Annotated in this window: 15 protein-coding genes and 1 tRNA gene; all 16 read left to right on the top strand. The window is 72.5% G+C overall.

Annotation, left to right across the window (positions count from 1 at the left end):
• On the top strand, window positions 1-975 hold a 975-nt coding region (locus ABFS34_07255; GenBank protein ID MEN8375230.1), incomplete at its 5' end, for a DHHA1 domain-containing protein.
• Window positions 972-1,394, top strand: coding sequence for a hypothetical protein (locus ABFS34_07250; GenBank protein ID MEN8375229.1), 423 nt, complete (start codon window positions 972-974; stop codon window positions 1,392-1,394). The genes ABFS34_07255 and ABFS34_07250, both read left to right, overlap by 4 nt.
• Window positions 1,391-1,978 carry an SIS domain-containing protein gene (locus ABFS34_07245; GenBank protein MEN8375228.1) on the top strand — a complete coding sequence of 196 codons (588 nt, stop codon included), beginning with the start codon at window positions 1,391-1,393 and terminating at the stop codon, window positions 1,976-1,978. Before ABFS34_07250 ends, ABFS34_07245 begins: the two co-directional genes overlap by 4 nt.
• The gene (locus ABFS34_07240; GenBank protein ID MEN8375227.1) at window positions 1,978-2,736 is read left to right on the top strand and encodes an SDR family NAD(P)-dependent oxidoreductase; all 759 of its coding nucleotides are present in this window, start codon (window positions 1,978-1,980) and stop codon (window positions 2,734-2,736) included. The genes ABFS34_07245 and ABFS34_07240 overlap by 1 nt, the downstream gene beginning before the upstream one ends.
• 16 nt (window positions 2,737-2,752) lie before the next feature.
• Window positions 2,753-3,532: an NAD(+) synthase gene (nadE, locus tag ABFS34_07235; protein ID MEN8375226.1), complete on the top strand. Its 780-nt coding sequence runs from the start codon at window positions 2,753-2,755 to the stop codon at window positions 3,530-3,532.
• An 11-nt stretch (window positions 3,533-3,543) separates the two neighbouring features.
• Entirely contained in the window at window positions 3,544-4,890 is a 1,347-nt protein-coding gene (locus ABFS34_07230; protein ID MEN8375225.1) for a CCA tRNA nucleotidyltransferase, read from the top strand.
• Complete coding sequence (locus ABFS34_07225; GenBank protein MEN8375224.1) at window positions 4,887-5,600, top strand: ZIP family metal transporter; 714 nt, start codon at window positions 4,887-4,889, stop codon at window positions 5,598-5,600. The genes ABFS34_07230 and ABFS34_07225 overlap by 4 nt, the downstream gene beginning before the upstream one ends.
• A gap of 94 nt (window positions 5,601-5,694) precedes the next feature.
• On the top strand, window positions 5,695-7,122 hold the full coding sequence (locus ABFS34_07220; GenBank protein MEN8375223.1) for a replication-associated recombination protein A: 1,428 nt from the start codon (window positions 5,695-5,697) through the stop codon (window positions 7,120-7,122).
• Window positions 7,119-7,604, top strand: coding sequence for an LEA type 2 family protein (locus tag ABFS34_07215; protein MEN8375222.1), 486 nt, complete (start codon window positions 7,119-7,121; stop codon window positions 7,602-7,604). The genes ABFS34_07220 and ABFS34_07215 overlap by 4 nt, the downstream gene beginning before the upstream one ends.
• Window positions 7,601-8,890 (top strand): GTPase HflX, encoded by a 1,290-nt coding sequence (gene hflX / locus ABFS34_07210; GenBank protein ID MEN8375221.1) that lies wholly within the window; start codon window positions 7,601-7,603, stop codon window positions 8,888-8,890. The genes ABFS34_07215 and hflX overlap by 4 nt, the downstream gene beginning before the upstream one ends.
• Window positions 8,887-9,783 carry a Rossmann-like and DUF2520 domain-containing protein gene (locus ABFS34_07205; GenBank protein ID MEN8375220.1) on the top strand — a complete coding sequence of 299 codons (897 nt, stop codon included), beginning with the start codon at window positions 8,887-8,889 and terminating at the stop codon, window positions 9,781-9,783. The genes hflX and ABFS34_07205 overlap by 4 nt, the downstream gene beginning before the upstream one ends.
• On the top strand, window positions 9,780-10,529 hold the full coding sequence (locus tag ABFS34_07200; protein MEN8375219.1) for a pyridoxine 5'-phosphate synthase: 750 nt from the start codon (window positions 9,780-9,782) through the stop codon (window positions 10,527-10,529). Before ABFS34_07205 ends, ABFS34_07200 begins: the two co-directional genes overlap by 4 nt.
• A complete protein-coding gene (locus ABFS34_07195) occupies window positions 10,526-11,848 on the top strand; it encodes a hypothetical protein (protein MEN8375218.1) in 1,323 nt (440 codons plus the stop codon). Before ABFS34_07200 ends, ABFS34_07195 begins: the two co-directional genes overlap by 4 nt.
• 62 nt (window positions 11,849-11,910) lie before the next feature.
• A complete protein-coding gene (locus ABFS34_07190) occupies window positions 11,911-12,960 on the top strand; it encodes a lysylphosphatidylglycerol synthase transmembrane domain-containing protein (GenBank protein ID MEN8375217.1) in 1,050 nt (349 codons plus the stop codon).
• A gap of 54 nt (window positions 12,961-13,014) precedes the next feature.
• A tRNA-Gln gene (locus tag ABFS34_07185) sits at window positions 13,015-13,085 on the top strand.
• 26 nt (window positions 13,086-13,111) lie between these two features.
• Window positions 13,112-14,212, top strand: coding sequence for a hypothetical protein (locus ABFS34_07180; GenBank protein MEN8375216.1), 1,101 nt, complete (start codon window positions 13,112-13,114; stop codon window positions 14,210-14,212).
• Window positions 14,213-14,222 lie beyond the last annotated feature (10 nt).

Raw genomic sequence — 14,222 nt, 5'->3', positions numbered from 1 at the left:
CGCCACGACACCGAACGCAACCACACCGCGACGCACCTGCTGCACGCGGCTTTGCGCCGAGTGCTGGGTGAGCACGTCGTCCAACGCGGGTCGCTCGTCGCGCCCCATCGGCTGCGGTTCGACTTCGCCCACACGGGCCCCATGACCGGCGCAGAGCGCGCGGCGGTCGAAGCGTGGGTGAACGCTCGTGTGCTCGAAGACCACGCGGTTGAGCCCGTCGAGCGCGAGTACCGCGAGGCGGTGGACGCCGGCGCCATGGCGCTGTTCGGAGAAAAGTACGGGGACCTGGTGAGGGTGGTCGAGATTCCGGGCGTCAGCATGGAACTGTGCGGTGGCACGCACGTGCGCCACACCGCGGAGATCGGACAGTTCCGCATCGTGTCCGAGAGCAGCGTCGGCGCCGGAGTCCGGCGCGTGGAGGCGATCACGGGGCCCGCGGCCTACAGGCTGGCGGTGGGGCACGAGGCCACGCTGCGCGCCGCTTCGGACAAGGTCAAGGTCGCCCCCGAGCGCCTGGTAGAGAGGGTCGAGCAGCTCGGCGATCAGGTCCGCGAGCTGGAGAAGCGGCTGCGCGAGGCGCGCGCGGCGGACGCCGACGATGTGGTCGGCGCCATCGTCGCCGAGGCGGAAGCGGTGGACGGCGCGCGCATCGTATCGCGCGAAGTCGAGGTGGGATCCGTCGATGAGCTGCGCGAGCTCGGGGATACGCTGCGGGCGCGGCTGGGCACCGGAGCGGCGGTCCTCGCCGCGCGCCTGCCCGAGCGCACGTCGCTGTTCGCGGTGGTGACCGACGATCTGGTGGGCCGCGGCGTGCGCGCCGACGTGCTGGTGCGCGAAGTGGCCACGCGCACCGGTGGATCCGGCGGCGGACGGCCACACATGGCGCAGGGAGGCGTCGGCGACCCGGACCAGGTTGCTGAGGCGTTGCGTGCGGTGCCGGGACTGGTCAAGGGACTCCTGGAGGCCGACGCGTGAGCACCCCCGGTGACGCGGGGGACGTGATGCGTTGGTTGGCCGAGCGCGAGCCACAGCCGCCGCCGGCCCTTGCGACGCGCATCCGCTCCGTGGTGGAAGCCGCAGCCGACGAGATGCCTTCTGTGCCGGAGGGCGTCGGCCCGCGCGCGTCGCGGCTCGGCGGGCTGGCTCTGCAGGGTTTGGCGGCGCTCGCTCGTGAGCCGGCTGGGCCCGGGTCCAAGGAGCTCGCCGCGGCCGGCCCGCAAGGCGCGCCGGCGCTCGCCGCGCTGCGAGCCCGGGCGGCTGATCTGCTGGTGGTCGACGCGCTGCTCACGTACGCGCTGGAGGCCGCCGCCCAGGACGGCCCCGAGTCCGTGCATGCGATCGCCGATTGGCTGTCGCCCGCGCGCCTCGCCACCCTGCTCCCGGTTCGACCGTGAGCGCCCCCATCGATCCGACCGAGCACCTGCTGCGGCTGTCCAGGCTGCTGGAGCGCTCCGCGGCCGAGCAGGCGGACGCCGTCGGCCGGATCGCGGAAGCGATCACCGCAGCCCTGAGGGGTGGAGGCAGGGTCTACTTCGCTGGGAACGGCGGCTCCGCGGCCGACGCGCAGCACCTCGCGACCGAGTACGTCGTGCGCTTCCGCCGCGCGGGCAAGCCCCTGGCCGCGCTGGCGCTGACCACGGACACGTCGCTCCTCACGGCTGCCGCCAACGATCTGGGGTTCGAGGAGGTGTTCGCGCGTCAGGTGGAGGCGCACGGTCGCGCAGGCGACGTCCTCGTGATGCACTCGACCAGCGGCCGCTCTCCCAACCTGCTGAGGGCGGCGGAGGCGGCCCGCGCGGCCGGCGTGCGCACCGTCGCGCTGCTCGCCGCCGGCGGCGGTCCGCTGCGCGACCTGGTGGATGTGGCGCTGGTCCTGGACACCGACGACCCGGCGCACGCGCAGGAGGCGCACCTCGCCATCGGTCACGCCGTGTGCGCGGTCGTGGAGGAGCGCCTGCGCTCGACCGACGACGCCTGATGGCCATCGACCTGGGACTGGCCGGCCGCCGCGCCCTGGTGACCGGCGCGTCTCGCGGCATCGGCCGCGCCATCGCTCTCCACCTCGCGCGCGCCGGGGCCGACGTGTGCATCGCCTACCGGACTCGCGAGGAGGAAGCCCTGGCGGTGGCCGAGCAGGCCCGCGGCGAGAGCGTGCGGGCGCACACGGCCCGCGCCGATCTGGCCGTGCGGGGAGCGGCCGATGAGCTGGTGGCGGATGCCGTCGAGTCGCTAGGGGGACTGGACATCTTCGTGGCCAACGCCGGCGTCTGGCCCGCCGAATACGTGCCTTTCGGGGAGCTGTCCGCCGAGCGCTGGCGCGCCACGCTCGCGCTGAACCTGGACGGGCTCTTCGAGGTCACGCGCGCCGCGGTCCGGCGCCTGGCCGACGGCGGGCGCCTAGTTCTGATCAGCTCCACCGCGGGCCAGCGGGGCGAGCCCGGGCACGCAGACTACGCGGCCTCCAAGGCGGCGCTCGCGGGGCTCGTGAAGAGCCTGGCGGTGGAGCTGGCCCCGCGCGGCATCACGGTCAACTGCGTGGCGCCGGGGTGGGTCGACACAGAGATGTGCGAGGCGGCGTTCGCGGGAGGAGGCCGCGCGCGCATCGAGGCCGGCATACCGCTGGGCAGGGTGGCCGAGCCGGAGGACGTGGCTGGGCCGGTGGTGTTCCTGTGCAGCCGCCTGGCGCGGCACGTCACGGGCACCACGGTGAGCGTGAACGGAGGCGCGGTGCTATGAGACGGAGGGCGCGAAGGTGACGCCGAAGAGGGACCCGAGAGAGCCCCGGGAAGTGCGCGCGCGGCTGGTCGCGTGGATAGCCGATCGCGTTCGCGAGTCGGGTTCGGACGGAGCCGTGTTCGGTCTCTCCGGAGGGGTCGATTCGGCGGTCGTGTGCGGTCTGGCAGCGGAGGCGCTGGGAGCCGAGCGGTGCCTGGGGGTGATCCTTCCCATCGAGTCGGCGCCCGATGACGCGCGCCTGGCCCGCGAGGTCGCCCGTAAGTTCGGCGTGGCCACCGCCGAGGTCCGGCTCGAGGACGCCTTCGACGCGTTGCTGGACGCGCTCCGTTGGGCCGCGTCCGGGGCCGACCTGCCGCCGGCCGGAGCCGAGCGCGAGCGCCTGGCGCGCATGAACGTCAAGCCGCGCCTGCGCATGGCCAGCCTGTACTACTTCGCGAACACACTCGGCCGCCTCGTGGTCGGTACCGGAAACGCGGCCGAGTTCGCCGTGGGTTACTTCACCAAGTACGGCGACGGGGGCGCGGACATCTTTCCGCTGGCGGACCTGGTCAAGTCGGAGGTCTGGGCGCTCGCCCGGGAGTTGGGCGTGCCCGCGGAGATCATCGAGCGGCCGCCGACCGCGGGGCTGGAGCCCGGCCAGACCGACGAAGGCGAGATGGGCATCACCTACGAGCGCCTGGACGCCTTCCTGCTGCGGGGTACGTCGGGCGATGCCGCGGTGGACGAGCTCATTCGAGGCCGCATTGCGGCGAGCCGCCACAAGGTCGAGCCCGCGCCGCTCGCGCGGCTCGACTGATCGTCTCCGCCATGCCCGATCTCCTGGCGCCCACCCTGGTGCGGAGCGTTACGGAACGGCTCGAGGCCGCCGGCCACGACACCTGGGCGGTGGGCGGTGCCGTGCGCGACGCGCTGCTCGGCCACGGCGGCTCGGACTGGGATCTGGCCACCGCGGCCAGGCCGGAGGAGGTGCGCCGGATATTCCGGCGCACGGTTCCGCTCGGGGTGGAGCACGGCACCGTCGGGGTGCTGGGGCCGAGCGGCGACATGCTCGAGGTCACCACCTTCCGGCGGGACGTGGAGACCACCGGCCGGCACGCGGTCGTGAGGTTCGCGGACCGGATCGAGGACGACCTGTCGCGGCGCGACTTCACCATCAACGCGATCGCCTGGCACCCGATACGGCACGAGCTGCTGGATCCGTTCGCCGGGCAGCGGGACCTACGCAGCGGCGTGCTCCGCACGGTGGGCGAGGCGCGAGAGCGCTTCGCCGAGGACTACCTGAGAATCCTACGCGCGGTACGGTTCGCGGGCCGCTTCGCCCTGGCCATCGCTCCGCGCACGTGGGAGGCGCTGGTGGCCGCCCGCGCGTCCGTCGACAACCTGTCGGCGGAACGGGTGCGCGAAGAACTGACCAAGATCCTCGCTCACCGGCGTCCGTCCGCCGCGCTGTCGCTACTGGCGGCGTCCGGGGTCATGCGACACGTCGCGCCCCCGCTGGCGGATCTGGTGGACCTGGAAACCGAGTTGGGCCCCGTCACTACGCCCTGGTCGGAGACCCTGCTCGCCGTGGACCACCTGCGCCCCGAGCGCGGCGGATTGCGGCTCGCGGCGCTCCTGGCGCGTGTCGGCATGCCCGAAGCGCGGACCCGCGACCTGCGCGGAGGCTGGCGCTTCACCGGCCACGAGCGGGCCGGCGCCCGGCTCGCCCGCGAGCTGCTCGGGCGGCTGCGATACTCGAACGCGGATATCGACAGGGTGGGCGATCTGGTCGCGCTGCAGGAGGACCTGTTCCCGCCCGACTCGGACGGCGCGCGCGTGCGCCGCTGGCTGAGCAGGGTCCGGCCCGAGCGCGTTGCCGATCTGTTCCGCCTGCGCTCGGCTCGTGTGCGCGCGGCGGTCGTGCGGTCGGGCGGGGCGCCGCCCGCCGAGGATCTCATCGAGCGTTGGCGGATGGCGCGCGCGGTCCTGCGAGACCGCCCCGCGCTTTCCATCTCCGACCTCGCCATCGACGGCTCCGACCTGATCGAGCTCGGGCTGACGCCGGGTCCCGAGTTCTCGTTGATCCTGCGTGAGCTCCTGGAGGTGGTGCTGGACGAACCGCGAGCCAACGATCGCGAGCGCCTGTTGGGGCTCGTGCGGGAGCGGCGTCCGTGAGCGTGTTTGCTCTGGTGCTGATAGTCGCGGCGGCCAACGTCGCGGGAGCGCTCGTGGTGACCCAGGGGGCCCTGGGCAGGCGCACGCTGCTCGGCTTCCTGGTCGGCTTCGGCGCCGGGTTCATGCTGGCGGTGGCGCTGCTGGAGATGCTGCCTCCGGCGCTGGAGGTCACGCACGGCCTGACCGCGGTTCTGCTCGGGTACCTGGGGGTTCACCTCGCCCAGCACACCGTCGTCCCCCATTTCCACTTCGGCGAGGAGACCCACGCGGACGCGATGGTGTCGCCGCGGGTGGGTCTGATGGCGGTGGCCGGGATGCTGCCGCACGCGTTCTTCGACGGCGTAGCGATCGCGGGCGGGTACGCTCTTGCGGCCGAGTTGGGCGTGCTGATCGCGCTCGCGGTGCTCCTGCACAAGGTGCCGGCCGGCGCCGCGTTGGCCAGCATCATGCTGGCCAGCGGGAACGACCGCTCCCGGACCCTGGCGGCGGTCGCGGTGGTGGCAGCGGCCACCGTCGTGGGCGCCCTGATCACCCCCGCGAGCACGCTGCTGGAACGGTACGGCCTGGCGCTCGCGGCCGGCGTTACGCTCTACGTGGCGGCGTCCAACCTGATCCCGGAGGCGCAGCGCCAGCGCGGCTGGCTGCTGCCGGGCGGAGTGTTCGTCGGCGTGGCGGCGTACTACCTGGCCCGTCTGGTGGCGCCGTTCTGAGCGCCGTGGTGACCTCCGGCAGCGGGTGGATTGGTGGCCCCATGCCGGGCCCGCGCGCCCGGGACACCGGCCGGCCAGCAGGGTAGGAGGACAGGTGAGCGACTTGGAGCTATTTCCTCCCGAGCGCGGCGGCGCACCCGATCCGCCGAAGGTCGGCGCTTCCGGGCTCCCGGCCGCGCGGACGGGCGCCGCCGGCGGGCGGCAGCCCCTGGCCACCAGGGTGCGGCCGACCGACCTCGGCGACATCGTGGGCCAGGATCGCCTGCTGGGGCAGGGCCGCGCGCTGCGCGCGCTGATCGAGGGCGACGCCGTTCCGAGCCTGGTTTTTTGGGGACCTCCGGGTTCCGGCAAGACCACGTTGGCGCGCGTCATCGCTCGACACGCAGCCGCGGAATTCGTCCCCTTCAGCGCGGTGTCGGAAGGCGTGCCCAGGCTCAGGAAAATCTTCGACGCGGCCGCTGAGCGAGCGCGCGCGGGTAGGGCGACGCTGCTGTTCATCGACGAGATCCATCGCCTGAGCAAGTCCCAACAGGACGCGCTGCTGCCCTCGGTGGAGACTGGCCTCGTCACGATGATCGGCGCCACCACGGAGAATCCCTCGTTCGAGGTGAACGGGGCGCTCCTCAGCAGGACGCGCGTGTTCGTCCTGGAGTCGCTCTCCGAGGCCGCCGTGCGGCGCCTCCTGGAACGCGCGTTGGCGGGTGACGATGCCCTGGCGGGGGTGGACGTCGACGACGAGGCGCTCGATCTGCTGGCGCTGGCCTCGGACGGCGACGCGAGGCGCGCGTTGAACGCCCTGGAGACCGCGGCCGCTCTGACCCGGGGCGGCCGCATTGGCGCGGACGCCGTGCGCGAGGCGCTGCAGCGCCGGGTGCCGCGCTACGACAAGAGTGGCGAGGGTCATTACGACCACATCTCGGCGCTGCACAAGTCGGTGCGGGGAGGCGACCCCGACGGCGCGCTGTACTGGCTGGCGCGTATGCTGGAGGCGGGCGAAGACCCGCTCTACATCGCCAGAAGGCTGGTGCGCATGGCCAGCGAGGACATCGGGCTGGCGGAGCCGCGCGCGCTGCCCCTCGCCGTGGCCGCCCGCGACGCCTACCACTTCCTGGGCTCGCCGGAAGGCGACCTGGCGCTCGCGCAGGCGGCCGTGTTCCTCGCGTCGGCGCCCAAGTCCAACCGCGTCTACGAGGCCTTCGGCCGGGCCAGGGAGTTGGCGCGGGAGACGCCCGCGGAGCCCATCCCGCTCCACCTTCGCAACGCGGTCACGCCCCTGATGGAGGAGCTCGGGTACGGCGCCGGCTACCGGTACGCGTTCGATGACCCGGAGCACCACCAGCCGCAGGCGTACCTGCCTGACTCTATCGGTGAGGCGGTCCTGTACGAGCCCAGCGAGTTCGGCGAGGAGGCCCAGATCGCCGAGCGGCTGCGTGCGTGGCGCGCGCGCACCGGGGACGTGGGCGCCGGAGGCTCCGAAGCATCCGAGGGCGAGGCCGAAACGGGCCCGGAGCGGACCTCGTGACGGCATACTCTCGGCTGCGGGGCGCCGCGCTGCTGCCGCTGTTGGTCCTGGCGACGATCGCGGCGTGCACGCCGGACTTCGTGGAGCCGCGGATAAGCATCGAGGGAGTGCGCGTGGGTCGCGTTGGCTTCGACGGCGGCGTGGTGCACGTTCTCGTGCGCGTGGACAACCCCAACGACTTCGACATCGAGGCGTCCAGGGTGGACTACGATCTGGACCTCGGGCGCGGGGAAGATTGGGTCGATCTGGCCGAGGGCGAGCTGGAGGACGGACTCACGGTGCCGGCGCTCGGCAGCGCCGACGTGGAGATCCCGGTCGAGTTCGGGCTGGGCGACGCGCTCTCACTGGCCAGCACCGTGTTCGCGGGCGAAGCGCCCCGGTACAGGGTGTCCGGGAGCGTGGACCTCCAGCGGCCCATCCGCCGGCGCGTGCCGTATCGACAGGAGGGGTTCGCGGACCTGAACGGGAGCGCGCGCCGGTGATCGAGCTGGACGATCGCGAGGAGCGCGAGCGAGCGATCCTGGTCGGCGCTCCCGCCTCGGACCTGCCCAAGAGCGTGGCGGACGAGCACCTGCGCGAACTGGGGCGGCTGGCCGATACCGCTGGAGCCGACGTCGTGGGCACGGTCGTGCAGCGGCTCGGTGCGCCGCACCCACGCTTCTACATCGGCAAGGGGAAGGTCGCCGAGCTCAAGGAGCTGGTGGAGGAACGCGCAGCGGGCCTGGTCGTGTTCGACGACGAATTGTCGCCAGCCCAGGGCCGCAACCTGGAGCAGGCGCTTGATCTTCGCGTCGTCGACCGCGCCGAGCTGATCCTCGACATCTTCGCGTTTCGGGCCCGCACCTCCGAGGCCCAGATGCAGGTCGAGCTCGCCCAACTCGAGTATCTGTTGCCGCGGCTCAAGCGCATGTGGACCCACCTTTCCAGGATCCGGGGCGGCATCGGCCTGCGCGGACCCGGTGAAACTCAGCTGGAGAGCGATCGCCGGATCATCAACCGGCGCATCCGGGACCTGCGCGCCAAGCTGCAGGTGGTGGAGCGCCGTCGCGAAACGCAGCGACGGGCCCGGGCCGGGGAGTTCCAGGTGGCCCTGGTCGGATACACCAACGCCGGCAAGTCATCGATTCTGCGGGGACTCTCCGGATCGGACCTCTTCGTGGAGGACAGGCTCTTCGCCACGCTGGATCCGGCGACGCGCGCCGTGGAGCTGGACGGCACCCGCCTCCTGCTGACCGACACCGTGGGTTTCATCCGCAAGCTCCCCCACGACCTGGTGGCGTCGTTTCGGGCCACCCTGGAAGAGGCCGCGTCGGCGGACGTGCTCGTGCACGTGATCGACGCGTCTGCCTCCGATTGGCCCGAGCACCTGGAGGTGGTTCGCGAGGTGCTGGCGGACCTCGGACTGCGCGGCCACCCGACGCTGCACGTGTTCAACAAGATCGATCGGCTCACGCACGAAGAGGAGGACGCGCTGCGCCTGCGGCTCGCGGGCCGGTTCGACCCGCCGCCGGTGCTCTGCTCCGCGCACGAGGTGGGAGGGTTGGACGAGCTGCGGCGCGCGCTGCTGGACCGGGTCCGCGCCGAACGTCCCGAGGTCTCGGTGTCTTTGCCCGCCTCTGACGGGGAGGCGCTAGCCGCCATATACCGCGAAGGCGAGGTAGTGTCGACCAATCACGAAGGCGCGCGGGTGGACGTCGTCGCGCGCCTGCCCAGGCCCATGCTGGGTCGGCTGCGGGCCCGGCCGGGGGTGCGCGTGGCGGGCGGGTGAGTCGTTCCTCCAGCCCAGCCCCGGCCGACGGCGACCGCGTGTACGTGCTAGGCGCGGGGCGCATGGGGCTCGCTCTGGGCGAGGCCTTGCTGGGAGCGGGAACGGCGAGCTCGCTCTGCTACGCGAGTCGGTCCGCCGTCCCACCGCAAACCCCTCTGTTCTCGGACCCCCGCGTGTCCTACCAGGAGGGGGTCACCGCGCCTCTGCCAGACACCACGGTCGTGCTGCTGGCGGTGCCGGACGACGGTCTTCGGAGCGCCGCGCGCGCGCTGTCCGCCTTTCCCCGGCCGCGCGGGTGCGTCGCGCTGCACCTGTCCGGAGCGCTGACCGCGTCGGTCCTCGAGCCACTGCGTGAGATGGGCTACCCGACCGGCTCGCTGCACCCCCTCCAGACGGTGGCCGATCCGGCCGCGGGCGCCTCTCGGCTGCGGGGCTGCGCCTTCGCGATCGGTGGCGATGCCGAGGCGATGGAGGCGGCTCGCCGGCTGGTGGGCAGGTTGGCCGATCAGGTGCTGGTCGTGCCGCCGCACGTTCGGCCCGCGTATCACGCGGCGGCGGTGATCGCCTCGAACTATCTGGTCGCCTTGCTGGACCTGGCCGCGCGCCAGTTGGATGGACTCGGCCTGGACGAGCGGGAGAGGGTTCGCGCGCTGCTGCCCCTGGTCCGAGGCACTTTGGACAACGTGGAAGAGTTGGGGCTCGCAAGAGCGCTCACCGGGCCGATCGCTCGCGGAGACGTGGACACGGTTCGCCTGCATCTGACTCGGTTGTCGGCCGAAGACCGCCCCGTATATTGCGCCCTCGGCCGGGAGGCCCTGCGCGTCGCTCTCCGGTCTGGCCTGGACGCGGACCGGGCGCACGAAATCGCGGCGCTGCTCTCTGAGATTCCATGATGCGCCTTCACATCAACGTCGACCATGTGGCCACCGTTAGGCAGGCTCGCCGCACGGACGAGCCCGATCCGGTGCGCGCCGCCGTCCTCGCGGAGCTGGGCGGCGCCGATGGGATCACGGTGCACCTGCGCGAAGACCGGCGGCACATCCAGGACCGCGACGTGCGCCTGCTGGCCGCCACGATACGCACCGGCCTGAACCTCGAGCTGGCCGCCGCGAGCGACGTGGTGGCCGTCGCCGAAGAGGTGCGGCCGATGGAGGCCACGCTCGTGCCGGAGAAGCGCGCAGAAGTCACCACCGAGGGCGGGCTTGCGCTGCGCGACCCCGACTCCCGCGGCCGCGTCGATCAGGCGTTGATTCGTCTGCGCGGGGCGGACGTTCCCGTGTCGCTCTTCATCGATCCCGCTCCAGAGGACGTCCGCATCGCGGCCGACCTCGGCGCCAACGCGGTGGAGCTGCACACCGGCGAATATGCCAACGCGTGGCCGCGCCGCCACGGCGCCGGCGTGGCCGAGTGGAGCGCCGAGCTCGAGCGGCTCGAGGCGGCGGTGGAGCTCGGGATGGACCTCGGCCTGCGGGTCCACGCGGGGCACGGCCTGACGTACGAGAACGTCGGCCCGGTGGCCGCCCTGGAAGGCGTCGAGGAGCTGAACATCGGCCACAGCGTCGTCTCGCGGTCGGTGCTGGTCGGCATGGAGCGCGCGGTGCGCGAGATGAAGCGCCTTCTGCGAGAGGCGCGCTCGTGAGCCTGCCCATGTTCTTCGCCGCGGAGGCGGCCGAGTGCGTCGCCGAGCTCGAAAGCCTCCTCGCGACCAAAGCGGAGGCGGCACGGCTGCGCGCGCCAGCGCGGCGTCTGCGCGGCAGCGCGCACATGGCGTCGCGCGACCAGACGCTTCGCGTCGCCTTGGCGCTGGAGGCGGTGGTGCGGACCGCTGAAGAGGGCGGGCTCGCCTGGGACGACGCCACCCGCGGGGCGCTCGCCTCCGCCTTGGGCGACCTGAAGGCCGTCGCCGACACGGAGAGCGTCGCCACCGCGGACGCCGCGCTCGCCACGCTCGCGCCTCTCGGCGCCCCGACCTCGGGTGCGCTCGCCGGAGGGACGGATGCGGCGGTAGAGGAGGAAGGCGACTTCGGGGCGTTCCTGCGGGCCGAGGCCGAGCGCATCGCCGCCGCGGCACGCGCCGCTGCCGTGGCGGCTTCGATGGAAGCGCCGGATCCCGCCGCGCTGCGCGGTCTGTTGGACGCGCAGGCCGCGCTGTCGGGGAGCTCGGCGCTGGCGGATGTGCCGGTGGTAGCGCGCTGCCTGCAGGTGGCTGACTCGCTGGCGCGCGGGCTGCTCACCGGCGAACCCGGAGGGGAGGAGTTTTCGGCGGCCTTCGGTCAAATCGCCACGGCGCTGGAGGCGTTCGACGACGGCGCGGGGGAGGACCAGGAGGCCGTTCTGATGCGACTCGATCGCGCCGCCGCCGTCGCTTTGGGCGCCGGCGACGGCGAGCCCGAGATCCCGGTCGAGGTCGTGAACTTCTTCAGGTCCGAGGCGCGCGCGGAGCTCGCCCGTGCGAAGCAGCTGGCCGGGGACGCCGCCGAGGGACGGACCGCGACCGCTGTCGACCGGTTGAAGTCTGCCCTGAGCTCCCTGTCCACCACCGCGGTTACGTTCGGCTTCGGCGCCGTGGGCGGACGTCTGGACGAGGCCGTCGGTTCGATCGATGTGGCGCAGCACGGAGAGCTGCCGTCGCTGGTCGCGGGGCTCGCCGCGGAGGTTCTGGACGCGCTCGGCGCTGAAGAGCCCCCGGCGCACGCCGAGGCCGATCGGCCCGCGCCGGATCGCGTGGACGCGGCCGCGGCACCCATCGTCACGGCGGGGGCCTCCGAGGCGCCCGCCCCCGCGCCTGCGCTCGCCGACCCCGAGGGGGCGGTCCCGATCTCCGACCTCTGCTACTCCGGTGCGCGGGCGCTCCGCCGAGCGGCGCAGCTGCGATCGGCCTGGGAGAAGGCCGACCCCGTCAGCGCCAGGGACATCGTGGAAGAGGTGTTCGACCTGATCGACCTGGCGCGCGCGTGACGGCGCCCGCGAGCGCCAGGTCTCCTCGGGCCCGGTCGGGCTGGCTGAACTGGCGGGCCGCAGTGGGCATCGCGATCAGCGCGGCGCTGCTGTGGTGGGTTCTGCGCGACGTGGACCTGGGCGACGTCGTCTCGGAAATGGGCCGAGCGGACCCGCTCTGGCTGATCCTCGCCACCTTCGTCGCGACGACCACGATGGTCGTGCGAGCGTTCCGCTGGAAGCCGATCCTGGCACCCGTCGTGGCCACCCGTTTCGGTTCGCGGTTCTCGTCGGTGATGATCGGCTTCATGGCCAACAACCTCATTCCGGCGCGCGTGGGCGAGTTCGTTCGGGCGTACGCCCTGGCGCGTCAGGAGCCGGTGGGGATGCCGGGGGCGTTCGGGTCACTCGTCGTGGCGCGCATCTTCGACGGCCTCACGGTGGTCGGTCTGCTCGCGGTAGCGGTGGCCTGGCCCAGCTTCCCCGAGGTAGGCGACGCCGGCAGCCTCGTCAGCCGGATGGCCACCCTGGGCCTGGTGGCTCCGTTGGCGCTCGTGGCCGTGCTCGTCGCCATGGTGCGGAGCCCGGTCCGCGCGGTGGCGTGGGCCGAGCGGCTCGCCAGAGCGACCCTGCCCCGGTCCTTCTGCCGCCCCATCGTCGACGCCCTCGAGGCGTTTCTATCCGGGCTCAAGGTGCTGAAGAACCCGCGCCTCCTGGTGGAGATCAGCGCGTGGTCGATCGGCCTCTGGCTGTATAATTCGCTGGGCTTCTGGCTCGCTTTCAAGGCGTTCGGGATCGACGTTCCGTTCATAGGCGCCATGTTTCTCCAGTCGATCATCTCGCTCGTCGTCGCGGTGCCGTCGGCGCCCGGATTCTTCGGGCTCTACCAGTGGGCCGCGACCGTGGGCCTGGAGGGCGTCTGGGGCGTCGACCCCACGCCGGCCGCGGCGTTCGCAATCGGCTTCCACCTGGCCGGCTTCATCCCGGTGACGTTGATAGGACTCTGGTACGCGTCGCGGATCGGGCTTTCGTGGGGTGAGGTGGGCGGCAGCGAGGACATCGTGGAGACCGCGGTGGAGGACGACGTCGCGCTGCGCGGCGGCCCGGCGGCCGACCGCGACCCCCGCGGCTGAGGGATCGCCGGGCGGATAGCGTCGCCTCGGGGCCTTGTATAGCTTTTCAGCTGCTCCGGGGTCGTCTAATGGCAGGACGCGAGTCTTTGGATCTCGCTGTGGAGGTTCGATTCCTCCCCCCGGAATTCCCACCTTGTAAGGAGCCGTCACAATGCTTCGATCCGCTTCGTCGACGCGTCGGTCGCGCTGGCTCGCCGCAGCGCCGTTCGCCGCTGCGCTCCTCCTTGCGGTCGCGTTACCCGTGCTGGCCCAGGGGCGAGCGTACGCGCCGGCGTGGCCGGTGTCCGCGGACCTGCCGGCGGAGGCCCGGCAGTTCGACTTCTGGGTGGGCGAATGGGACGTGAACCTGCGCATACGTCAGCCTGACTTCTCGTGGAAGGACACGCACCGGGCCGTGGCGCGCATCTATCCGATCCTGAACGGGAAGGCGGTGCTGGAGTTGTGGGACTCGGAGCGCATCAAGGGCTACAGCCTGCGCTACTACGATCCGGCGCGGGGCGAGTGGACGCTGTGGCTCAACTGGCCGGGCGCGAACAGGGCCGGCTCCTCCAGCCTGAGCGGCGGCTTCCGACACGGCCGCGGGGACTTCTTCTCCTCGAGCGAGAACGCGGACGGGACCACCACCCTCGCCCGGTATTCCTTCAACGACATAGGCCCGCGGTCGCTGCGGTGGGACGACGCCTACACCCGCGACGGCGGCGAAACGTGGTCGAACAACTGGATCATGGAGTTCTCGCGGACAGCCGACGTGCCCACGCTGGACCCCGCCGGCGGGGACGCGCACACCTACGCCGGAGGCGGCCGCTGCACCGCGGACGGCTTCGCTCCGCTGGACCGCCTGGTCGGCCGCTTCGAGGGTCGGCTGGCGGGCGACGCGGAGCCGGCAGCGCCGGCGACCCTGCGGGGGTACAGGGTCTTGGGCGGTTGCGCGGTGCTGGTGTTCCTCGACTGGGAGGAGGATGGCCGGCCGCGCCAGCGGTTCGCTCACATCACCTACAGCACCGGGGCCGACCGTCCGGAGATCACGATTCTGGACGACCGTCCGGCATCCGCGGCGCGCGTCCTGTACGGCGACGTGGGCTCGCGGGAACTCGTTTGGTCGCAGGCTCGGGCGGGGGAGAACGGCGGGACGGCGTGCGTCACGTTGTCGGGGAACGGCGCCTTCACGTGGATCGACGAGGCACCGGCGGGCGACGACGACGCGCCGCGCACCTGGCGGGCCGAATTCGAGCCGCTCTCCCCAGCGCGTTGACGAGTGACCC

This window comes from Gemmatimonadota bacterium, assembly GCA_039715185.1.
In the GTDB taxonomy this organism is placed as follows: domain Bacteria; phylum Gemmatimonadota; class Gemmatimonadetes; order Longimicrobiales; family RSA9; genus DATHRK01.
This window is presented reverse-complemented; position numbering and strand designations above follow the sequence as displayed.